Source organism: Bacillus sp. SM2101 (assembly GCF_018588585.1).
Lineage (GTDB): Bacteria > Bacillota > Bacilli > Bacillales > SM2101 > Nanhaiella > Nanhaiella sioensis.
Window position 1 is genome coordinate 110,103 of record NZ_JAEUFG010000007.1, and the last position, 22,730, is coordinate 132,832.

Sequence of the window (22,730 nt, forward strand, 5' to 3'; positions counted from 1 at the left end):
TTTTCTATGCAAATCTGTTACGAAAGAGAAACCGATATTTATACCTTTTCATTCTTATATCAACTGTATGCTCTTCGATTTTTGACAAATTAAACTAATTGATTGATGTGATGCGTTTCTTTAATCAAATTCATTTTATTGTTGCTTTCATTGTCATAAAAAGAGACTTTAAATGAAGCGTTATGTAATTTAGCCAATAAAAAATGCACAACTATTTGCTGCGCATTATTTTCCGACATTGTTAGCTTGTTTATGTCGTGTAAATCGAAAAAGAATTTACTAACAGATTTTTTTATTATTTTGACTTTATAGTATATAGTACAAACTTTTCTTCGCCACATTTGCCCCACTTGGCTAAATATGTTTATGGAGAATCTTAAATCGCATTTAAAAAGAGCACGATATAGATATTATATCCATATCTACTAAAATTCAGAAGAATTCAATGTATCCCTTCTCATCATTTTTTACAAATATGTTATATATCATCAAAATTATGTAATAAGCTGTAATAAAATTGTAGTAAATAGTGCTATCTAAAAAGTTGTCAATACTTATATCAATGTAATATTTCTCTTTAATGTTTATATATGGTATTTCACCATATGCACGTAAACCTTTATCTCTGTCGCTCAGCCTTGATCTCTCAATGTTTTATCAGTTATTTAACTATTCTTTCTTTTATATTGGGTATTTCAACCATAAATATGACAAAAAAGAGATGTTATAGTGGATATGTAAGATAAACAACGAGGAGGAATAACAATATGAAAAAAACATTCTTATTATCAACTGCAGCAGCTGTAACGTTATTAATCTCTTCACCTGGAATGAGTTCTGCAGCTAGTAACCCAAATAATAATACTTCTAATTTTAAAATAGATTGTCCAACCCCACAAGAAATCACATTTAATGAAGGTCAAGTGACTCCAAATTTACAAAAAATAATGACGCAAATGACAGAGGGCAATGTAAATATACAAGATATGCTCAATCAAATTGCTGAGAAATATAATATTGATTTAACTGAAGCTAAAAAACTTTTAAATAATGGAAATGTAACTGTTCCTGAACAAGAAATAGCTAAACCAAAACCAGTTGAGCAAAATACTTCTAAACCTGCTCCACAAACTGAAGTTAAAGAGCCAACTACTGAACAGTCAAGCGCTTTAAGCAAGTTTGAACAAGAAGTTGTAGATTTAACGAATGCTGAGCGTGCAAAAAATGGATTATCGGCGTTAAAAATTGATGAGGAATTAAGTAAAGTAGCACGTACTAAATCTGCCGATATGCAGTCAAACAAATATTTTGATCACAATAGTCCAACTTATGGTTCGCCGTTTGATATGATGAAAAAGTTCGGTATCACATATAAATCGGCTGGAGAAAATATTGCTTACGGTCAACAAACACCTCAAGAAGTTGTGAATGCTTGGATGAATAGTGAAGGTCATCGTAAAAACATTTTAAACTCTAGCTTCACTCATATTGGTGTTGGTTACGTTGAACAAGGTAACTATTGGACTCAAATGTTTATTAGTAAATAACTAGAATCATAACTTTAAAGTCACCAATCAAATGAACAGTTTGAAGATTGGTGGCTTTTTTATTCTTATGATACACTTTGTTCCTATTTATTTATTTATTTTAGATGGCAAACAAGGTATTTATAATTGTTAAAATTATAAAGTACAAGATGTTGCAAGTTTTAATACAATCCGCAATTAAATTTTGGAAAGAATAACAATAATCAATGCGAAAAATAACTTTAAGTAAACCCCTACAATAGCATTCTTCAAACTTTCACCTTAACCGGAAAATACTTTTAACATTCTCATCCCCAACTCATTATCAGCTAATATTCATGTATAGCTTGAAGTTTAACTTAATTTCTATTACACTTTCGGTGAAGTAGAAAAACTGGAGGACTATTCATTGAACAACTTGTTACTTCAAGAAGCACAGAAATTTATTAAAGAATGTTACACGGAATTTAAAAAAACAGAACGAGAAGTGAATGATCGAATAACGTGCATAAAAGAAGAAATTACTGAACATGGCACTTACTCGCACACGTTTGATGAGTTAGAATATGGGGCTAAGGTAGCCTGGCGCAATAGTAATCGATGTATTGGCAGACTCTTTTGGGACAGCCTAAAAGTTTTTGATTTTCGTCACCTCACAACTGAAGAAGATATAAGTGATGCATTGTTTAAACATATTGATTATGCTTCAAACAACGGCAATATTAGATCCACCATAACCATTTTTAACCCAATGAAGAAAGACGAGCAAATAAGGATCTGGAACCATCAATTAATTCGTTACGCTGGCTATGAAACGGACAATGGTGTAATCGGAGACCCAAGCTCCATCCCCTTCACTAAACAATGCCAACAGCTTGGGTGGAAAGGTGAAGGTACACACTTTGATTTATTACCGATTGTCATACAAATAAATAATAACATACCTAAGTTTTTTCATATCCCTAAAGAAAAAGTCATTGAAGTACATTTAGAACATCCAGAATATCCTTGGTTTAAAGATTTAAATATTAAATGGTATGCTGTTCCAATTATCGCTGATATGAAATTAGAAATTGGAGGTATACAATACACAGCTGCTCCATTTAACGGGTGGTACATGGGAACAGAAATTGGAGCAAGAAACCTCGCAGATGAACTCAGATATAATTTACTTCCCAAGTTAGCATCTTTAATGGAACTTGATACGACAAAGCAAGCTAATCTTTGGAAGGACAGAGCACTTATTGAATTAAATACAGCTGTGTTACACTCTTATAAACGTGATGGCGTTAGTATTGTTGATCATCATACTGCAAGTCAACAATTTAAGATGTTTGAACAAAAAGAACGAGCTTGCGGGAGACAAGTTACTGGGGATTGGACATGGCTAATCCCACCTGTATCCCCTGCAACAACTCACATTTTTCACAAAGAATATAATAATGCACTTATAACGCCTAACTTCTTTAAACAGGAAAATCTTAATTTATAATTAGTATTTAAATCGTAACTCATTAACAGTACATCGAACATGTATATAGAGTTACGATTTTCTAATGTTCAACAAGAAGTTCAGCACCCCCTCACCTAACCTCTTTGTTAAATTTTACCTTAATCCTATTTATAATATTACAAACATATAACAGTGCTTGTTAACAATTTGTAATGAAATTGTCTTAAAAGTTAGTAATAGAAAATATGTCAACCGTCAATTAAATGTAATATTTATCTTTGATGGATTTTAATAGCAAGATAAATCTTGATGGATTTATTTGGAAATGTCTTATATTCACTTAAGTAATCATCGTTTTCATCGAATTAAAACGATTAGAACTTCCTTATATATGTCACTGGCATGTTCTCCCTTAATTATTACAAAAATTGCATGATATAGTTGATGTAAGAGAGAAATAAAACTAGATACAATTTTCTTAAACACCGAGGAGGAATAAACACTATGAAAAAAGGAATATTACTATCTACCGCAACTGCTATGACTCTATTATTTGCTTCACCAGGGATGAGTTCAGCAGAAAGTAATCAATTTGCTTCACCAGGGATGAGTTCAGCAGAAAGTAATCAAACCACAATAAAACCAATTATAAAGTATGAAGTACATTCACAGATCCCACAAGAAACAATAAATGAAATGATTCAACAATTGTTACAACAATTGAGCGAACAGTACAATATTAAGCTTGACATCCCAACTCAACCATCTACTGAAGAACAATCGAATAATACACCTATAGAAGAAGCTCCTGTTGTTCAACCACCGACAAGTGCACCAACACAGCCTGAAAAGCCACAGGAAGAACAACCACAACAGGAATCTTCAGCATTAAGTCAATTTGAGCTTCAAGTAGTTGAATTAACAAATGCAGAACGTGCTAAAAGCGGACTTCCTGCATTAAAAATAGACGAGAGTCTAAGTAAAGTTGCTCGTACTAAGTCTGCTGATATGCAGTCTAACAAATATTTTGATCATAATAGTCCAACATATGGTTCTCCGTTTGATATGATGAAGAAATTCGGTATAACTTATAAGTCAGCTGGAGAAAACATTGCATACGGTCAAAAAACACCACAGGAAGTTGTAAATGCTTGGATGAACAGTGAAGGTCATCGTAAAAACATCCTTAACTCAAGTTTTACTCACATTGGTGTAGGATATGTTGAGCAAGGAAATTACTGGACTCAAATGTTTATCGGTAAATAAATAGCCATTCAATTTAATTATTACGTAGTGTAATTACGGTTAGTATTTCTATAGCTAGAATTTATAGAAATACTAACTTTTTTTATCTGCAACATTGTAAATAATGTTTATCATATTTCCTACTCAATTAATTAAACGAATTAGATTGAAAAAAGTTTTAAAAATATCGTACTTATATAAATAAAATAAATGGATAACATGTTAATTTATAGGATATTTATTCGTCAGTAAAATGTCACAAAATTGTCACACTTTCAGCACACTGCTGACATATTTATAGTTCATAATACTTACTAAGTGGTGAAACAATTTTTCTCTTTTTCATTTTAGTCCTTTCTCTCACAGGGTGAAGAGGACTATTTTTTTGGACTTAAATTATGATCATTGAATATTAGTCACTCTTTTTTAAAAATCAAGACACATCCATTACACTTTTTACTAAACAGCTCTACATGAGAGCTGTTTTTTCTTGGTAATAACCCATGGCTCTTTTTGTAAACTATGTTGTAATTTTTATTAACAATGGATTTTTGATGATTTTTATAAAAGCTCAAGAGAAGAAGAAAAGATGCAACTGATGTTAGTTGTACGTGCTTATATCATTCACGAAAAGCAATAATTATTACGAAAACAACTAATAAATACTCGTACTCCTACATTCACTTGTTTCTATATAAATGGTGTACTCCTAGAAGAATTAACAAAAAAATGGGTAACAGCATTGCTATTAATAGTTCACCTGATCGGAGCCAGTATATCCATAGCTCTAATTCACTCCTTGTATTTATAAACGCTGTGATTAAAGAAGAAATGACTAATAAACATAGTATTGATAAGCGTGGTGAAATTTTTGGTAAAGCTTGCTGTAAAAATTGGTCTGCTCCCCAAAAAAATAAGACAATGGTAACTAGGACTTCAAACATGAATAAGTTAACAACAAAACCTTCAACTCTTTCGACAATTGGAAATTCAACATATTCAAGCAGTGTTATAACAGGGTATACATCATTTACTAATTGCTCAAAACTAAAAAATCCAAACGATATAAAACAAGTAGCTAGATAAATAAATGTGAGTAAGAGATGAGCAAATAATATAGGTCTCACAGCAGTACTCAGTTTCGAAATATAAGGTATAAAAAGTAAAGCAATCTCAACACCTAGAAAGTGTAAGCCTACTTGGTTCCCTTTCATTAATACTTCCTTTTCCCCTTCAAACAAAAATGGAGTTAATCTTGTGAACGAAAATTCTGGTATATGAAACCCTAATAGGAGCGCGATTAATATCGTTGAAAAAAATACAACTGTTGCTTTAGCGATATGATAAATTCCTCTACGAACAAGCCAATATGTTAATATAGCCATTAAGACAACAAATAAAATAGACATGTTCGGGTAATAAAGCATACTGAGTATTAATTGGAAATTTTTGGCTATCAATATTCCAAGGGCACCATAAAGCAATGCAACACAAATATAAAGTGGACATAAAAGGAACTTCGGTAGTACATCCATAATATTAAAAATTGTACGTCCCTTTCCAAAACTAAAGACTAAGCCGATAAGAAGTATATGTACAACAAAAAATACGGACACTAATCCAATTCCAAGCCACCCATTTGTTCCAAATGCTTCAGCTGTTATGCGGGGTAAACTAAATATACCTACACTGATTTGACACATATAAATAAGAGCAAATATTTGATGAGGTTGTAGTTTTTCTTGCATATGCTTCTCCTATTAGTAAGGTAATCCAATAATAGTAATATTAATATTTTTTACTAATTCCAGTATTTTATTATTATAAAAATACAATGACTTTTACGTAATAGAAGAATATTATTAATATGCTTTACACACAAACTTTTCTTCTTCCCATATTAAATGGTATACATTACATTGTCCCAAACCACTCCGTTCAACAATTAATTATAAAATGGAGCTTTTATTAATTAATTCTAGACAATAATAATGAACTCATTGCTATAAGTAACCCGAATAATCAATTCATTAGTCTAAGAAAAAAATTTCGATTCCTAGACAATTATCAGTTTCACATCTAAGTAATCACTCATTAACTAGTTAGTAGATAGATGTAATGACAAATTGTTATTGCCAAGGGAAAGACAGCAAAATATTCTGTAAGTGTGAAAATACTCCTTTCACATTGTTAGAGACTGGAACTCCCTTTATGCCTATCGTTTTAACTACAGATATGGTTCATGTCACAGATATAGATATGATTGCAAAAGTGGACACAATGGTAGGCATACAAGCTTCTGTCGGGAGTGGTGAAGTAGTTAATGTAAATTATGTTGTAGAGCGAATTACAGGTCATACTACTACAACTTTATGTAGTTACAATCTTGTAGACGAAAGAGATCAACAATTATACACATTAACTCCAAACAATACAGTCTGTGATCACCCACCTCTCGGTTGTCACATGTATCGTCTATCTATCTTACATAATGGAACAGGAGAATCGCTCGTCACTCTTAACAATAATTGCAGATGCATTAACGTAACTACTTATCATACAAGTAAATAATCATATAAAACGCCCTACTCAATTCTAACGGTAGGGCTATTTTCATAACATCATGTCATTATATAAAGTTTTATTCTCCCTTCTCTTGATTTTTTAGTACAAAATATAGCCACTACTCAAGCTATTCTCTTAATGGTGTTCTAAATAAACCTCTTGTTAAAATTCTATGATTCTCCCTCTGCCCATTTCAGCTAGTGTTCTCCAGCTTGTTTAATTGAATGAAAACGATAGTAATATTTAGAAATGAGATTAATTACAGAACCTCCATTAGTATACTCCTCTTATGCAATATCTCTTACTTATTTTCATAAACGTATTGACCTTATTCAGTTATAATCTAAACAACAACACATTTTTATCGTATTCCTGTAAGCACCAGTTATATTTAGCAATAATCGTTTCATGAATTTCATCTTCTTGAAGATCAACTTTTTTAAATCCATATTTTTTATAAAAGTTTCCAAGATTTTCAAAGGGTATACAATAAACATTAGGAGCATCTGCTTTTCTTGCTTGTTGAACTAAAAAAGATACTAGCTTTTGTGCTAATTTATGCCCTCTGTAAGCTGGAAGAATATAAACACCTCCCATTTCCAGGTTATCCTTATCAATTTGAACTAAGCGTCCTACACCTGCTTTTTTTCCATTGTAAGTTACAATTGCAACTATTTCGTTTTTCAAATCACTTGGAACAAATCCTGCTAACTTATACTGGTTATTAATCCATTCTACATCCTTTTCTGTTGCTAAAATAATTCCCATTTTCGTTCACACCTTTTAGATTTAATTATGTTTATTGTAAACGATATGGTTTTATTTGTAATTCAATGTTCACATATACAATCAAAATTTGGTAACACATTGGCATGTAAGATTACCTAATTTAAACGTGTCTTAGGATATTTGTGTTGGTATGATATGGGGAAGCAAAGATTGATTGGTCTAACCAATGGGTTTTAAAGGTAAGGGGTCAGTTAAAATAGAATTTTTTTAAAATTTAACAGGAACTTTTCTTTGTTTGTTGAATTGTACATTCAATGATAATGTAGGAGGTATGTATATGGATTACAAAGTTTATCAAATCTCTGGTCAATTAGAACGGGAAAACCTTGTTGAATTAGAGTCAATTTTATATGAAGAGGAGCAAGCTGGTTATAAGTTACACTCCATTATTCCCCAAACGAATGAGGGATATTGTGATAGTAATATTGTAGTATTAGAAAATGATGATAATGATCATATCGAAATACAAATTGTCGATATCGATTCAGGAGATCTAATTATCAGCTATTTAAGAAGGGATACTGCTGGTTTTCTTACATTATTAAAAAACAATCAAGATATTGAAATCAGAAGAAATGATACGTTGTTAAAAGGTACATTTAAATACTCTACATTCCAAATAATAGATGAAAATGAAGAACTAATTGAAGTATTAAAAATCTACATAAAATTATTAACCCCAGTTAACGCTAATTAAAACGCCACCTACATATTATAACTTCCAAAGTATACATTCTGTTATGATCATCGTTCTTTCCCTGTATGCAAATTTGTTTTGTAACTCAAAGTGAATAATGATATATAAGTGCTACTAACTCTCTACAAATAAAAAGGATGTTTTCATAATCTATATTGTTAATTTTAATGATAAATCAGATTTAAATCAATGCAACAGTTTTACTAGGCTGTTTTATCATTGATTGTTGCTATACGTTCCAAGATAGTACTTTTCTATTTTTACAGTTATTAAGTTTATAGAACTCTTCATTTTGTCCATTTTTAAATAAAATACCATTAAGCCTACGAAAAGAGTGTTTTACTGTGATAAAATGCATAAGCATAGTCAGAAAAACAATAAATTTGAAGATCGATTATATAAAACGCGGTTTAAAAGACAAAAAACGAAGAGTTTACTTATCTAACAATTAATATTTATAACAATGTTAGTACCAAATAAAGTAACTTCAAATCACTAATCTGGATACGTATCCATTAGGTGTTATCTTTTTGACTTTCCATTTGTTTATCTATTTTACAAATCTATTATTCTCCTACCTTATTCAGGTATTTTAAAGTATTATTAATTCCTTGTTCCAGTTGGAAATTTGGGTACCAATTTAACATTTTTTGTGCTTTACTATTACTTAAATAGCTCTTATTAATATCACCTTCTCTTGCTGTCACATACACAGGTTTAATTACTCTATTCATAGCCTTTGACAACAAATCTATTAGTTCGTTAATTGACGTTTGACTCCCTGTACTAATATTCATTATTTGATTATCACCACCGCTTAGTGCAAGATAACTTGCGTTTGCGACATCTTTAACATGAATAAAGTCTCTCGTTTGATCACCATTACCAAAAACTTCAATCCGCTCATTTTCAAGGACTTTGTTTAAGAAGATAGAAATAACGCCAGCTTCACCTTTCATTCCTTGCCTTGGCCCATAGACATTAGCATATCTTAAAATACAATATTTGAGCCCATACATACTTTCGTATAACTGAATGTACATTTCTGCAGATAACTTCGACACACCATAAAACGATTTTGGGCGGAGTACGTGACTTTCATCCACAGGAATCGTATGAGGTTTACCATATACCGCAGCTGTTGACGCAAAAATGATTTTTTTTACATTAAATTTGATACAGCATTGCAGTAAATTAATTGTACCTTGTATGTTCATTTTGCTGTCGTCCAACGGATTTTCCATTGAATAAGGGACAGATGCTTGTGCCGCTTGATGAATAACGAATGTCGGTTTCTCTTTTGAAAATACATCTTCAAGATCAGAGCTTGTAATATCAACTTGATGAACACATACATGTCCAAGAATATTCTCCCTTGCCCCATTTGACATATTATCTACTACAGAAACTTCATAATTCTCTCGCACAAGTCTTTCTACAATATGTGAACCAATAAATCCTGCTCCCCCGGTGACTAATACTTTCAAAATCCTACCCCCTTTCATATAAATAGCTTTAATTGCTCTCCTTTAAATAGCCTTTTTCATTCTAAAAATAAAAATCCAGACGAAAACATCCTTTCTTAACCAATAATTTGATGAGTGTAAAAACTTAATTTTCACATAGATATCTTTGTTCGAATTCACAATGAATGCAAAAAGAGTCTTTAAACAACAATCTTATTTGTGTACGTTATGAGAAGCTGAATTTACCGTATTAAATTAAATAATAATTTCTTCCTTTTTTGTAATTTGACAGCCGTTATAATAGGTGTTCCTTTAATAATATGAAGAGCATTTTCCTTGAAATAGTTCGAATAATGTATTGATAATTTTTTGTCAAGAAACTTGTATGCACATACTAAATCAAAAGATCGAGTATTTGTATTGTGTGCATCTGATGCTATGAAATGAACAAGGTTTTGCTTAATTAATGCTAATGTTACTTTCTGTAATCTATGTCCCAATAAGCCAATTACACTAGCAGCTGTAACTTGCGCTAATGCACCTTGGTTAATTAAATGTAATAATTTAGTTGGGTGTCTTCGAATTTCAGCATTCCTTTCAACATGAGCAATGATCGGTACGTATCCCATAAATTTTAATTTTTCAAATATTTCTTCAGTGTAACGAGGTATATATTCATTTGGTAATTCAATTAACAAGTATTTATGTGAATCATTCAAATATATGAGCTTATTACTCTCTAGATCTTTAATGATATCTTCATATATGCCAATTTCCATACCAGGACAAACCGTTAACGGCATATTTTCAGATTTTAATAGTCTATTAACTTCGTCTATTTTTTCATATATTTTTGTTGGAGGATTATAGTATTTTTTTAAATCGTGATGAGGCGTAGCAACAACATGGCTTATTCCAAATTGAATAGCTTTCTTTGCCATATCAATTGTATCCTTTAATGTTGTAGCCCCATCGTCTAATCCATATAAAATGTGGTTATGGATATCGACAATCATCCCTTCCTCTCCCTCCATTTTTTTATATTAATTGCTCTATTTCAACGTTATGGGAATATTGATTTAACAATATACGCACAACAATAGCTCATTATTACTACATTGCCATTTATTCTTAAGCCAATTTGCGTTTTTATCACTCTTTAAATATAAGATTCAAAACTCATTTTACACCCTTGCATATATGGCTTTATAAGACCTTAGGACATACTTCTGGACCTGTTTGTCCAAGCTTCATGCCTTCTACTAAAACAGTATCTATTTGTTTCGTAAAGAAACGCAATATTGGACTCTACGATTATATGCGATGAAAAAAATATAAAGCCTTAATTTTTGATTTTTTACAAGCTCAATAAAAATCAAACCTATACTTTTTCCTTTTAGGATTTTCTCCAATAATACAGTTGATTAAAATTCAGTAATTTCCTCACTCATCACATTGGCAAACACCAAGATTGTCTCATGTATTTATTGTTATGCTCATTTTTATGTAAAATTCACAAATTTATCTCGAAGCCGAGATTACTATTCTTAAAAATCAAGTACTGTGAAATTAAAAACTAAACTTCGTATATGATTATCAACACATATACAGCATCAGTCCCCCATCACATGAACGTACTACTATGATGGGGGACCGTCTCGTTAAAATTATTTTAATTGGGCTCGATTAGTAAAGAATGTTTTGTAGCCGAACTGGATAAATAAGAAAACTGATAATGATACACTTCCAGTAATGCCTAAAACAATAGCAATTTGGTATTTTATTGAAACTAAAGGATCAGCTCCTGATAGGATAACTCCTGTCATCATTCCTGGTAAAAAAACAATTCCCATACCAACCATACTATTTATCGTTGGTAGGATAGCTGCATCAAATGCTTGATTAACTATGGCTTTAGAAGCTTCTTTTGGTGTTGCCCCGAGCATAAGGGCAGATTCGACCAAATGTCGTTTACTTTTCATTCCTTCTATTAACGTATTCACTCCCAAGTTAATACCAGTCATTGCATTGCCAATGATCATGCCTGAAATAGGAATAAAATATCTAGGATCATACCAAGGCATAAAATTGATAACGACAAAGTCGAAATACAATATCGTGGCTATTGTTCCGATAAATAACGAGATCGTTATATACCATTTTAGCTCTGATGAAATAGTCTCCTTTGACCTTTTGAAAATATTATAAACAGCAAATAATTCCATAAGTAATATTATAATAATAGTTAACCAAGGGTTAGAGTGTTTAAATACATAAGTAAGTATGTACCCAACTAATATTAATTGGAAAGTCATGCGTATAGAAGCAATTAAGATTTCTCGTTCTCTACTTATGCCCTTCCGTTTTACGATAAATAATAAAATAATAATAAATATATATGCGCTTAATAGTTGAATTAGTGAAATATCTTCAATCGTATTCATAGCTTTCACATCCTATATCACTGTTGGTATTTGCTATATGTTTTGAGAAGATAAGAAAATTACTTTTTTGTCATATACTCATTAAATGTATCATTTATAAGCATTAACATCTTCCATGTTTATTATAAAATCTGAGTATGTCTCCGCGACTTTCATAGAATGTGTTACCATGACAACAGTTGTTTGCTCTGCTTTTGCACGAGAAATAAACCGATCCATAACCAAATCCTCTGTTTCTTCATCAAGAGAAGATGTGGGCTCATCTAATAGGTACACAGGCGCTTTCATAAGCGTTATTCGTGCAAAGGCAAGACGCTGCTGTTCTCCCCCTGACAATTTATTCGCATCTACACCCAACTTAGTTTGTAAGTTAAACATTGCTAACGTTCTTGATAAGACTTCATCATTCACTGTTGTATAATTCTTCTCTGATAACTTAAGTCCTAAAAGCAAATTGTCTTTAACAGTTCCTTCAAAAATGGCAGGATATTGTGTTAAAGTTACTACTTGACGTCTTAATTCAACTGGCTCTATCTCTTCTATAGATTTATCATTATAATAAATTACGCCACTATCACTTGATATCATATTGTTTAACAACTTTAATAAAGTAGATTTTCCTGATCCACTTTTCCCGATAATACTTGTTACACTGCCACCTTGAATTTGTAATAATTTTAGTTGTAAAATGTTCTTATAAGTAACATTTTCTAATTGAAACATCACAATGTCCCTGCCTCCAAATAATATTAAAAAAGTTACAATACCTTCTTGGGCATTGTAACCTTCAGCATCCCTATATAAGGAATTAATAACTAGTTTGCCTCTTTATAATAAGAAACATTCTTTTTCCTTTTTCTATAAACCGAAATCATGATAAAAAAAACAAACAATGGACTCACAAACATAAATGAAGTTATCAACAAACTACCTTCCTCGTTTTCAGCAGCCTCTGTTTGTTCTCCATCTTTCATTTTCTCATTCATGTCAACGTTTTCCAACTGATACGTATTTATTACTCTATTTTGTTCTCCTAAAATGCTTAGCACTCCTTGCTCATCGGTCGATAATGAAACATCTTCGTTACTTTTTTTAGTATAGGTCACATCTTCAGAAAGGAAATATTCATTATTTTGCTCGTCAAGAAATTGTTTGTTTTTTGAAATCACATTCTTTATAAAATTCTCAAAGCCATAATCAAAAAGTGCAGTCGTATCATCATAGGCCAGATTTTTAGAAGATGCTTTTAAAACAACTGCTATTAAGTTTAAGTTTCCTTTTGTTGCAGAGGTAATTAATGTATGACCTGATTCATCAACATACCCTGTTTTGCCACCGGTAACGCCATCATACCATCTTAATAGTTCGTTATGTGTATATAGAGTCGTTTCCCAGCCCGTGCCCTTCCAGTCTAATTCCACTGTACCAAATATTTCACGAAACGTATCATTTTTCATCGCGTATTTAGTAATTTCAGCCATATCTGAGGCTGTTGTATAGTGTTCAGGATCAAATAAACCGTGTGGGTTCTGGAACTGTGAATGTTGAACATTTATTTTTTCTTTACTAAATTTGTTCATTCGTTCAGCGAATTTTTCTTCGCTGCCATCAAAGTATTCAGCAATAGCTACACCAGCATCATTACCCGAATTAATTAATAAACCTTGAATTAATTTAAGTAAGGTAACTTGTTCACCTTCCTCTAGATAAACTCGTGTACCATCAACATTCCTGGCATTTTCACTTACTGTAACTTGATCCTTTAAATTTCCTTCTTCTATAGCAATAATAGCCGATAATATTTTGGTTAGACTTGCTGGATACATTAATTGATCGCCATTTTTACTATATAATACATCTCCAGTGCTTCCATCAAGTAAAAATGCCGCTTCACTATTAATGTTGAAGGTCGGTTCATCTGATGCATAAGCAATATAATTATTTATTTTAATGGAGCACATAAATGTAACTATTATACACAATTTCACTAGTTTCTTTATCATAGTTGCCTCCACATATGTTGTATCTAAACTAATAGACTCACTAAACTATGATAACATAAATTCTTTTACATTTCAGGCCGTTACAAAGCCCTATATCAAAGTGTCCATATCAATATAACCGCCAAACTGCTATAAAAATGTATTCTATTACCAATTAATTCGTACAAGCAAAGCAATTACGAGTTCATATATTATTACTACCACCAACCTTATCTTTCATCTATCTCTATTACCTTATTCTTACATTTTTTATATTAAAGAAAGATTCTTTTCTTATACGTTTTTGCTATGATTACTAAAACATGGACAGTATGATCTGTTTTATGAAAGCTCATACAAATAGAAAAGATGTCACGAACGCAAGGGGTTACGTCTTAGATCTAATAACGAAAAAGCAACAATCAATGCGAAAACAGCCTTAAACCATATTATTCACTTGATAGGAGGTTTTAAAAAATGAGTCATACTACTACCTTCATTCCAATTTTGGTTATCGTATTATTTATCCTATTAATTATCGTCTTATGTAATTGTAATGTTGTGTGCTAGACGGGTACAATTTTAAGTATTTATATATACAACTTGAAAGGAGGTTGAAACTATCATGTGTTACGGTGTGTCACGAAGTTATGGTTACGGTCCATCTTGTAGTCATGGTTACGGTCCATCTAGTAATAGTTCATTCGCTGTAATTGTTGTGTTGTTTATTCTATTAGTTATCGTACTTTTTACTGTCGCTAGAGCCGTTTGTTAATTCATTATCTTGCAATATAACAAATAGAGCATAAAATACAAAGCATTTAATCAACTGCTTTTATTTCATGCTCTCTATTTGATATTCTTTAAAGTAATGCAATCTTGCCTTGGAAATCACTTACATACCAATGAACGAACGTTTGTAATTTGTTCCCATTACTTAAGGATGTTAGCTTGGAAATTATGACGATTGATTGCATACGCAATCTACTACGTGATCATTTACCATACCAACAGCTTGCATAAAAGCATAACAAATTGTTGTTCCAACAAATTTAAAACCTCGCTTTTTTAAATCCTTGCTAAGTGCATCGCTAATTGGAGTTGAAACCGGTACTTCTTCAATAGATTGAAAGTGATTTTGGATAGGCTTTCCATCAACGAATGACCAAATATAATTAGAGAAAGAGCCGACCTCTTCTACCACCCTTAAATAGCTTTGTGCATTTGTAACAGCAGCTCGTATTTTTAACTTATTCCGAACTATCCCTTTATTATTTAATAAGCTTTGAATCTTTTCTTCATCATATTTAGCTATTAACTCAGGATCAAACCCATCAAATGCTTTGCGATAGTTCTCTCTCTTTTTTAAAATGGTGTACCAACTTAATCCCGCTTGTGCTCCTTCCAACAAAATGTACTCAAACAAAAGACGGCCATCATAAACAGGTACACCCCACTCCTTATCATGGTAATGTATATATAAAGGGTCATCATTTACCCATTCGCAACGTTTAACAGTCATATAGCAAACTCCTCTCAATACATTTAAAAAACTACTATCGCTAGAACTATTATTGTAGTGATATTATAGCTATCATTACTTGTATTTTTCATCGTTGTTTCAAGATATGTATATAGGAAAGTCGGAAAATAAACATAAGGAAATCCTCGATAACAACATACTTTTTTAACGGCTCATATTCAGAATCAGTATATATTTTAGGTACAACTATTCCATCATTTAAAAAAACTTAACTGATTAACTTATATTTACATGATAATCCCTATATGAATTGCATTTTCACCTAGGCTGTTGTTTTCATTATCAATTTTCTTAATAAACATTAACAGCAATCAGTGTAACCCCTTCATTTAAAATTTGTACAACATTCCACCTAGAGACTTTAATTAAGTAATAATAATTACCTTATTTACGACAAGAGTTTCAGAAAATAGACGATTTAATTATGGACATTCGTACACGCAAATCACCCATTCTAACATAGGTTATAGTATATTCCGGAAAGGAGGAAAAGTTATGGTGGATGGTTATGGTTCTGGATTTGGTTCAATGTTTGCTTTTGTCATAGTCATTTTTGTTCTGTTAATTATTGTAGGTTGTGTATGTACAGGATTTTATTAAAAAATAAAGAGCTTCTATAGAAAGAGAAAAAAGCTAAACTAACGTTACACAGCAAATAGTAGGATGCCAAAATTTCACTATCATAAAGATAATTGGTTGCGAATTCCTGTAATCGACAACCTATACACTCCTCAACATATTGGATTCCAATAAGAGTGGTGTTTTCACCACTCTTTGCATGCGTAAAAATAATGAGTTTAAACTATTTACTCATTAATGTTTACCTCAATACTACCCATAACTGTATATGAACCAGTAGCCTTGATATCTGCAACAACACTCTGTAACCCCTCTTGTTCTAATTTAGAGAATAATTCTTCCGGTTTGTCAATCTTAAACATTAACATTTGATCTTTATCTAAACCAGTAATTCTAATATCATCTAATAAATGATTGTAATCGGGATCAGCAAATACACCAATTGCAATTTCGTAACTAATTCGAGCTGTATCGGAACCATCTAGTTCTACCTCTTCAGATTTTAAGTACCAAAAATCAAAATAAATCTTCTCCATTCAATTCATCCTTTCTGTTTATTCATTTCATTTTGGTTTGGAATATCGAAATGAATCATTTGCCTCAAATAAATAAAAAATAATTATATTTTTGATTATGAAAAAACTATGTTATAATCAATTAAACCTTTTTACTTACCTGTTTTTATTTGAGGGTGACTTATGAATAAAGCTGGGAAACATTTCTATTGTGACATACTCTTTAATATTTACATATAGAAATTTCGAACAAGCCTCTTCTTAGTCACCCTTTTTATAATGAAGCAATTATCTAAAATGCAACTTTCGTTCGTGGGACCTTCGATCAGGTCATATCTTACAACACCTTGCTGTTATAATTTATAATAATAATAAGAAAGTATAAGAAAAGTGAATTGATAAAAAAAGAGACTCAAGATGAGTCTCTTTTCAAAAGTATGAATTAGAATTTTTGAACGTTTGTAGCTTGTGGTCCACGGCTACCTTCTTCAATTTCAAATGATACTTCTTGACCTTCTTCTAAAGTTTTGAATCCGTCACCTGAAATAGCTGAGTAATGTACGAATACATCGTCTCCACCTTCAACTTCGATAAATCCAAAACCTTTTTCTGAGTTAAACCATTTAACTTTACCTTGTACCATTATACTTCCTCCTGTGTGGATGTTTCCCACATTGTATTACTATTCTTGCTCTTAATGATATTCAGATGAAAAGTTTAACACTCGTTCTATCCTTACATACGAACAAAAATAATTCTAATTAATAGTACCAATAAGAAGCAAAAAATGCAAATACATTTAAAAAAATAATTCAAAATCATTTTATTAAAAACATTATATTAAAGATACCTTTAGCAACTATGCTGGTTTAACCATTTTTCAAAGCTTCCTCACTATAGCTACATATTGACTAACTTCAATATCTCTCTTTTATGAAAGATGATATTTTGAAATTATTGTGAAATTATATTATTAACCGTTTTTTTGTGTATAATCATTAACAGAAGTACGAGTTTATGTTATCTAATGTGAGATCAGGTTGAAACTCCTACTCATTGAATTCCCATCGATCAACAATACGAAAACAAATTTTAAAATAACATAAAATTTAGAGGTAGGTGGTCATCATGAAAGCTGAAGAAACTAAAAAATCTCAATTAAGCTCTGGTAATATAAATGCCTTATTAGCCTTCGCTAGTCTCATGGGAGCTTTATTTTTCGCTAGCATGCAAAATCAAATTGCATATGTATTTGCCGTTGCTTTTATTTATTTTTTACTAATGTCAGTGTCTAAACTGAATTTTATTAAAAAGCGTATTAACAAATGATTCTTTTATGTCATGATCAGGTGGTTAGCATCCTCCACCTGATTAAATATGATCAACACCACTTACAACAAATTTACGCTCTTTTCGTAAACATTGTTGCTATTTAACAATAACCAGTAAGATGGGATTCTGTCCAACCCAAAAAGATGCCACGAACGCTAGATGTATACGTGCTTACGTTTTTGTACGAAACGGAACAATCCGTACAAGTACAGCCCTTTTCAATATGTGCACTAGCTACGCATTCATATTAACTCACATCATTTATCCTCTGTTCGTAACTTGTATTGTTATATTTACTCCATTTTAAACAACAAAATTCAGCGCTATGTAGAAGTCATTAATTGATAATAAATTTTTATATACGCTTATTGCCACATAATAATAATCAATGTAATAACACCCTCTATTTACTTCACAAAGCCCCTTTACCAAATTACAAATTACATATTTGATTTAAAACTGTTCAAGGGCTGCACTCATGTCTTCTATGCCACACCCTTCTGAACCTTCCTAACGTGTGTGATCTAAAAGTATTTCTCATTAGTTATATTTATCTAGTTACTATGTAAAAAAACTAACAAAACCATGTAGAAAATAGACAATAATAAAATCTCTGAAAATATTAAATATTACTTTTATTTATATGCATATATGCTGTATAATAATTAAAATTAATTGCGAAGTATAGGACTTATCAATGAATATATTGAATATCTATACCATTAAGCTTAATTAATATGTATATACTCATAAGGGTGTGAACGGAATGCAACAAAGAATTGTAGTTAAGATTGGTAGTAGCTCTCTTACAACAGCTGATGGAGAACTAAGCAAGCAAAAAATAGCGTATTTTGCTAATGAAATGTTCGAGCTTTATAAGTCTGGTTATAAAATAATATTAGTTACTTCCGGTGGAGTTGCTGCTGGGTTTAAACAAATCGGATATAAGAGTCGACCAAAACAATTATTCGAAAAACAAGCTGCTGCTGCTGTAGGCCAAGCATTGTTAATGCAAGCATACAATGATGTATTTTCTAAACACAACTGTACCACAGCACAAATATTACTAACACGTGCGAACTTTACAAATCGTAAACAAATGCATAATGCATCAATGGCAATTGAGGAGCTTTTACGGCAAAAAACCATTCCAATAATCAACGAAAACGATACAGTTTCTGTAGAGGAATTAAATTTTGGTGATAATGATACTTTATCTGCTCTTGTTGCCAACTTAGTAAAAGCAAATCAGTTACTCATATTTACAGACACCGATGGTTTATATACCGCAGATCCACGTAAGGATGGAAATGCAAAGAAAATTGATGTTGTTGAAGAAATTACTGAAGATATGTTTAATAATGCAGGTGACGCTGGTTCATCAGTTGGTACAGGAGGTATGCGTTCAAAAATTGAAGCTGCAAGAATCGCAATGCGCGGAGGAGTATTGGTGTTTGTCGGAAGAGCCCGTGAATATTTAGATATGATGAAAGCTGTAAACGGTAATGGCAAGGGAACATATTTTCATACACACTTGAATAATCTTCCAATGAAAAAACAATGGGTTGGCTTTCACTCCATGTCACATGGCACTATTACTGTTGATAATGGAGCAGAACATGCGCTATCTTCTTGTGGTAAAAGTCTTCTGCCAGTTGGAGTGACTACAGTCGAAGGTGATTTCGATCCCGGGCATGTTGTAGAAGTAATAAATGAAAATGAACATGTCATCGGACGTGGGGTTGTAAACTATGCATCTTGGCAGTTGAAAGCGGTAGTCGGACTTTCAACAGAAGAAGTAAAGAATAGAATAGACGTACAACGTATAGAGGTCATTCATCGGGATGAATGGGTTACGCTGTAAACCCCCTACTAGCGCAGACCCTATACCCTTACTTTGTTTGTTCTTCTTTCCCAAATATAAACAAAAACAAATAAATGACGAGGTGGTCTAAATCATGAGTGAAGTGAAAAAGAAAGCTTATCTTGCAAAAGAAGCTTCTCATCAACTGGCTAGCATCACAACTGAACAGAAAAACAAGGCATTAACTGCGATAGCAGATGCACTTGTCCACAATGAGAAGTCTATTATTGAAGCAAATAAAATAGATCTAATGAACGGTAAACAAAACGGTTTAAGTAAGTCTCTACAAGATAGGTTAGCATTAAGCACTGATCGAATTACAGCGATAGCAGACGGCTTAAGACAAATCGTGGATCTTAAAGACCCTATAGGAAAAACAATAGATGAATTTCAACCAACTAATGGTCTATGTATAAATAAAGTCACAGTCCCAATAGGTTTAATTGGCATGATTTATGAGGCACGCCCTAATGTTACAGTAGATGCAGCTGGTCTATGTTTAAAAAGTGGAAATGCAGTCATATTACGAGGCGGGACATCGGCCCTATCTTCTAACATACGTATTGTAGAAATCATGCATGATGTACTTGATAAAACGGATATACCGAAGGATGTTATCCAACTAATATCAAATCCAGACCGATCTTCTGTTAATGAAATGTTAATATTAAATGGCTTAGTAGATGTCGTAATTCCTAGAGGAGGTGCTTCTCTTATTCAAAATGTAATACAAAATGCCACTGTACCAGTTATTGAAACAGGTGCGGGGATTTGTCATACGTATATTGATAAAGAAGCCAATCCTACTATGGCAACAAACATTGTCTTAAACGCAAAAGTTCAACGTCCATCAGTATGTAACGCTATGGAAACACTTTTACTTCATAAACAATTTGCAGAAACTCATTTTCCTTCGCTTGCAAACTTATATCGTGAAGAAAAAGTTCATTTAAAAGGTTGTGCAAAAGCAAAACAAATCGTCCCATGGATTAATGACGCAACAGAAGATGATTACAACACAGAATACAATGATTACACACTAAATATAAAAATTGTTGAGCATATTGAAGAAGCATTAATCCATATCAAAACATATGGAACACATCATTCTGAATGTATAGTAACAGAAAATAGTCAACATGCTGAGTTGTTCTTACATGCTGTAGATGCTGCAGCTGTTTATCATAATGCATCTACTAGATTTACAGACGGTTTTGAATTTGGTTTTGGAGCAGAAATTGGGATTAGCACACAAAAATTGCACGTTCGAGGACCTATGGGACTAGAGGCATTAACATCAACTAAATATCGAATTTATGGTAATGGTCAAACAAAAAAATAAAGCTATTAATCATGTCCCCCTCTTTTTCTTAATTAGATAGGTTTATACAATAATAGCTAAAATTATTAACACTCAAACTAAAAACTCATTTGACAAATAATAGTGTCAAGTGAGTTTTTTTACTAGTTTTAAATTTACTAATTACATACTTGTAAGTAACCTACGCCTTTTTCTTCAACAAACTCACCTTTTATCTCTCCGACACCTTCTATCGTTATTGAGTTCTTATTAGTAATCGGTTTCGAGGATAGCACAAAATGTATTTTAGTAATATTGCTTATATCACCTTCAAAATAACGAAGAACTGGTTGTTTAATAACATAGTCATTATTGGTTAATGATTATCCGTAAAAAATTTTTATCTAATATCATATTGTCGATATGGATAATATTCATTGGATCCATATTACTAATCATAATATTACCTTCTATGCTTATGAATTATTGCATTGAACTCGCTTTTCTTTTGTTCCGATACAGCATTAGTAATTTTTCTCGTTTCTTGACTAATTGTTACTTCCTCAACATGAGCAGCTATCTCTTTATGTTCGACATATTGCAAAAGGTACTCATATAAAGATTTATTCGTTTCAAAAAAGTTTTCCTTCCACGACATTGTGATTTGATCTAATAGCAAGCATATAAACAATCCCGAACTATAGCAGCTCCTCCTAATATTCATCATAGAGTCTTTATTGTCTAAAAGCTGTTCACCAAATTTCTTTAATACATCATCATTTGATAGAGGGCTTTTATCCATATATGCCTTTAATTCCACGTACAATGCTGGACCTTCTACTGATTCAATAAGTGCTTCATACACAAGAAACTCATCTATTAAGTCTTCTCGTTTTTTCCTAAAACGTAAAAACATATTAATATTTTGTTTCTGTTCTCTCAAGGTGTCTGCCATTACTGCATGATACAAATATTTCCTCTCTTGACTTCGCAACTCCACATTTTCATTGCATATTGGATAAGTTATTCCTACAAACTCATTTGGAAATCTCTTCTCATCTTTTAGAAATTGATATCCATGAAATAATTCGTGAACTAATAAAGAAAATATACTTACATAGTCATTATGTAGTTCTAAATTGATGATAGCAGTAGGGCATTCCTCATATATTATTAATGCGTCTGCAACAAATTGATCGTTTCGCTCTATTGACAAAATGCTGAGTGTTGAGGCATAAATTTTGGGTGATTGCAGAGATACACATTTTTTTCATCATATAATGCAAAAGCAACCTTTTTAAAATTGGGCCAATATTTTGTTAAATCTAATGCTATAATTTCCTGACATATCTTTTCAATGTTTTGTACCACGTTTCCCCTCCTACAAACATCAACCCTTAATTTTCTTAGGCCACTGTATACTATTGTAT

Annotated in this window: 22 protein-coding genes; 10 read left to right on the forward strand and 12 right to left on the reverse strand. The window is 31.8% G+C overall.

Annotated elements, in window-relative coordinates; genetic code table 11:
• Positions 1-767: 767 nt before the first annotated feature.
• The 3 genes from JM172_RS08675 to JM172_RS08685 all read left to right on the forward strand — a co-directional run bounded on the left by JM172_RS08675 (position 768) and on the right by JM172_RS08685 (position 4,245).
• The gene (locus tag JM172_RS08675) at positions 768-1,547 is read left to right on the forward strand and encodes a CAP domain-containing protein (RefSeq protein ID WP_214481793.1); all 780 of its coding nucleotides are present in this window, start codon (positions 768-770) and stop codon (positions 1,545-1,547) included.
• Between the two features lie 397 nt (positions 1,548-1,944).
• Positions 1,945-3,018, forward strand: a complete 1,074-nt coding sequence (locus tag JM172_RS08680; protein ID WP_214481904.1) for a nitric oxide synthase oxygenase — start codon at positions 1,945-1,947, stop codon at positions 3,016-3,018.
• Between the two features lie 465 nt (positions 3,019-3,483).
• Positions 3,484-4,245 carry a CAP domain-containing protein gene (locus JM172_RS08685; RefSeq protein WP_214481794.1) on the forward strand — a complete coding sequence of 254 codons (762 nt, stop codon included), beginning with the start codon at positions 3,484-3,486 and terminating at the stop codon, positions 4,243-4,245.
• A gap of 659 nt (positions 4,246-4,904) precedes the next feature.
• Here the strand turns inward: JM172_RS08685 and JM172_RS08690 are convergent.
• Positions 4,905-5,972: a GerAB/ArcD/ProY family transporter gene (locus JM172_RS08690; protein ID WP_214481795.1), complete on the reverse strand. Its 1,068-nt coding sequence runs from the start codon at positions 5,970-5,972 to the stop codon at positions 4,905-4,907.
• A 370-nt stretch (positions 5,973-6,342) separates the two neighbouring features.
• Here JM172_RS08690 and JM172_RS08695 point away from each other — a divergent pair, with 370 nt between their 5' ends.
• Complete coding sequence (locus JM172_RS08695; protein WP_214481796.1) at positions 6,343-6,795, forward strand: hypothetical protein; 453 nt, start codon at positions 6,343-6,345, stop codon at positions 6,793-6,795.
• Positions 6,796-7,125: 330 nt separating this feature from the next.
• Here the strand turns inward: JM172_RS08695 and JM172_RS08700 are convergent, their stop codons facing one another.
• On the reverse strand, positions 7,126-7,557 hold the full coding sequence (locus JM172_RS08700; protein ID WP_214481797.1) for a GNAT family N-acetyltransferase: 432 nt from the start codon (positions 7,555-7,557) through the stop codon (positions 7,126-7,128).
• 298 nt (positions 7,558-7,855) lie between these two features.
• Here JM172_RS08700 and JM172_RS08705 point away from each other — a divergent pair, with 298 nt between their 5' ends.
• A complete protein-coding gene (locus JM172_RS08705; protein WP_214481798.1) occupies positions 7,856-8,275 on the forward strand; it encodes a hypothetical protein in 420 nt (139 codons plus the stop codon).
• A 566-nt stretch (positions 8,276-8,841) separates the two neighbouring features.
• Here the strand turns inward: JM172_RS08705 and JM172_RS08710 are convergent.
• The 5 genes from JM172_RS08710 to JM172_RS08730 form a co-directional block, all read right to left on the reverse strand.
• Positions 8,842-9,762 carry an NAD-dependent epimerase/dehydratase family protein gene (locus tag JM172_RS08710; RefSeq protein WP_214481799.1) on the reverse strand — a complete coding sequence of 307 codons (921 nt, stop codon included), beginning with the start codon at positions 9,760-9,762 and terminating at the stop codon, positions 8,842-8,844.
• 221 nt (positions 9,763-9,983) lie between these two features.
• Positions 9,984-10,757, reverse strand: coding sequence for a tyrosine-protein phosphatase (locus JM172_RS08715; protein ID WP_214481800.1), 774 nt, complete (start codon positions 10,755-10,757; stop codon positions 9,984-9,986).
• A 651-nt stretch (positions 10,758-11,408) separates the two neighbouring features.
• Positions 11,409-12,185 (reverse strand): ABC transporter permease, encoded by a 777-nt coding sequence (locus JM172_RS08720; RefSeq protein ID WP_214481801.1) that lies wholly within the window; start codon positions 12,183-12,185, stop codon positions 11,409-11,411.
• 90 nt (positions 12,186-12,275) lie between these two features.
• Positions 12,276-12,908 carry an ABC transporter ATP-binding protein gene (locus tag JM172_RS08725; protein WP_214481905.1) on the reverse strand — a complete coding sequence of 211 codons (633 nt, stop codon included), beginning with the start codon at positions 12,906-12,908 and terminating at the stop codon, positions 12,276-12,278.
• A gap of 92 nt (positions 12,909-13,000) precedes the next feature.
• Positions 13,001-14,188 (reverse strand): D-alanyl-D-alanine carboxypeptidase family protein, encoded by a 1,188-nt coding sequence (locus JM172_RS08730; protein ID WP_250886582.1) that lies wholly within the window; start codon positions 14,186-14,188, stop codon positions 13,001-13,003.
• Positions 14,189-14,792: 604 nt separating this feature from the next.
• Between JM172_RS08730 and JM172_RS08735 the strand changes: the two genes are divergently transcribed.
• Complete coding sequence (locus JM172_RS08735; RefSeq protein WP_214481802.1) at positions 14,793-14,942, forward strand: YjcZ family sporulation protein; 150 nt, start codon at positions 14,793-14,795, stop codon at positions 14,940-14,942.
• Between the two features lie 183 nt (positions 14,943-15,125).
• On the opposite strand, the gene JM172_RS08740 is transcribed toward JM172_RS08735, so the two are convergent.
• Positions 15,126-15,689: a DNA-3-methyladenine glycosylase I gene (locus JM172_RS08740; RefSeq protein ID WP_214481803.1), complete on the reverse strand. Its 564-nt coding sequence runs from the start codon at positions 15,687-15,689 to the stop codon at positions 15,126-15,128.
• Positions 15,690-16,205: 516 nt separating this feature from the next.
• On the opposite strand from JM172_RS08740, the gene yjcZ reads away from it, so the two are divergent.
• Positions 16,206-16,310 carry a sporulation protein YjcZ gene (yjcZ, locus tag JM172_RS08745; protein WP_214481804.1) on the forward strand — a complete coding sequence of 35 codons (105 nt, stop codon included), beginning with the start codon at positions 16,206-16,208 and terminating at the stop codon, positions 16,308-16,310.
• Positions 16,311-16,516: 206 nt separating this feature from the next.
• Here the strand turns inward: yjcZ and JM172_RS08750 are convergent, their stop codons facing one another.
• Complete coding sequence (locus JM172_RS08750; RefSeq protein ID WP_214481805.1) at positions 16,517-16,825, reverse strand: hypothetical protein; 309 nt, start codon at positions 16,823-16,825, stop codon at positions 16,517-16,519.
• Between the two features lie 421 nt (positions 16,826-17,246).
• The gene (gene cspD / locus JM172_RS08755; protein WP_214481806.1) at positions 17,247-17,447 is read right to left on the reverse strand and encodes a cold-shock protein CspD; all 201 of its coding nucleotides are present in this window, start codon (positions 17,445-17,447) and stop codon (positions 17,247-17,249) included.
• Positions 17,448-17,932: 485 nt separating this feature from the next.
• Here cspD and JM172_RS08760 point away from each other — a divergent pair, with 485 nt between their 5' ends.
• From JM172_RS08760 to JM172_RS08770, 3 genes are all read left to right on the forward strand, one after another.
• Complete coding sequence (locus JM172_RS08760; protein WP_214481807.1) at positions 17,933-18,133, forward strand: hypothetical protein; 201 nt, start codon at positions 17,933-17,935, stop codon at positions 18,131-18,133.
• Between the two features lie 769 nt (positions 18,134-18,902).
• Entirely contained in the window at positions 18,903-20,000 is a 1,098-nt protein-coding gene (gene proB, locus JM172_RS08765; RefSeq protein ID WP_214481808.1) for a glutamate 5-kinase, read from the forward strand.
• Between the two features lie 94 nt (positions 20,001-20,094).
• On the forward strand, positions 20,095-21,342 hold the full coding sequence (locus JM172_RS08770) for a glutamate-5-semialdehyde dehydrogenase (protein WP_214481809.1): 1,248 nt from the start codon (positions 20,095-20,097) through the stop codon (positions 21,340-21,342).
• Positions 21,343-21,763: 421 nt separating this feature from the next.
• On the opposite strand, the gene JM172_RS08775 is transcribed toward JM172_RS08770, so the two are convergent.
• Both JM172_RS08775 and JM172_RS08780 read right to left on the reverse strand, forming a co-directional pair.
• Positions 21,764-22,516: a hypothetical protein gene (locus JM172_RS08775; RefSeq protein WP_214481810.1), complete on the reverse strand. Its 753-nt coding sequence runs from the start codon at positions 22,514-22,516 to the stop codon at positions 21,764-21,766.
• On the reverse strand, positions 22,507-22,671 hold the full coding sequence (locus JM172_RS08780) for a hypothetical protein (RefSeq protein WP_214481811.1): 165 nt from the start codon (positions 22,669-22,671) through the stop codon (positions 22,507-22,509). Before JM172_RS08780 ends, JM172_RS08775 begins: the two co-directional genes overlap by 10 nt.
• Positions 22,672-22,730 lie beyond the last annotated feature (59 nt).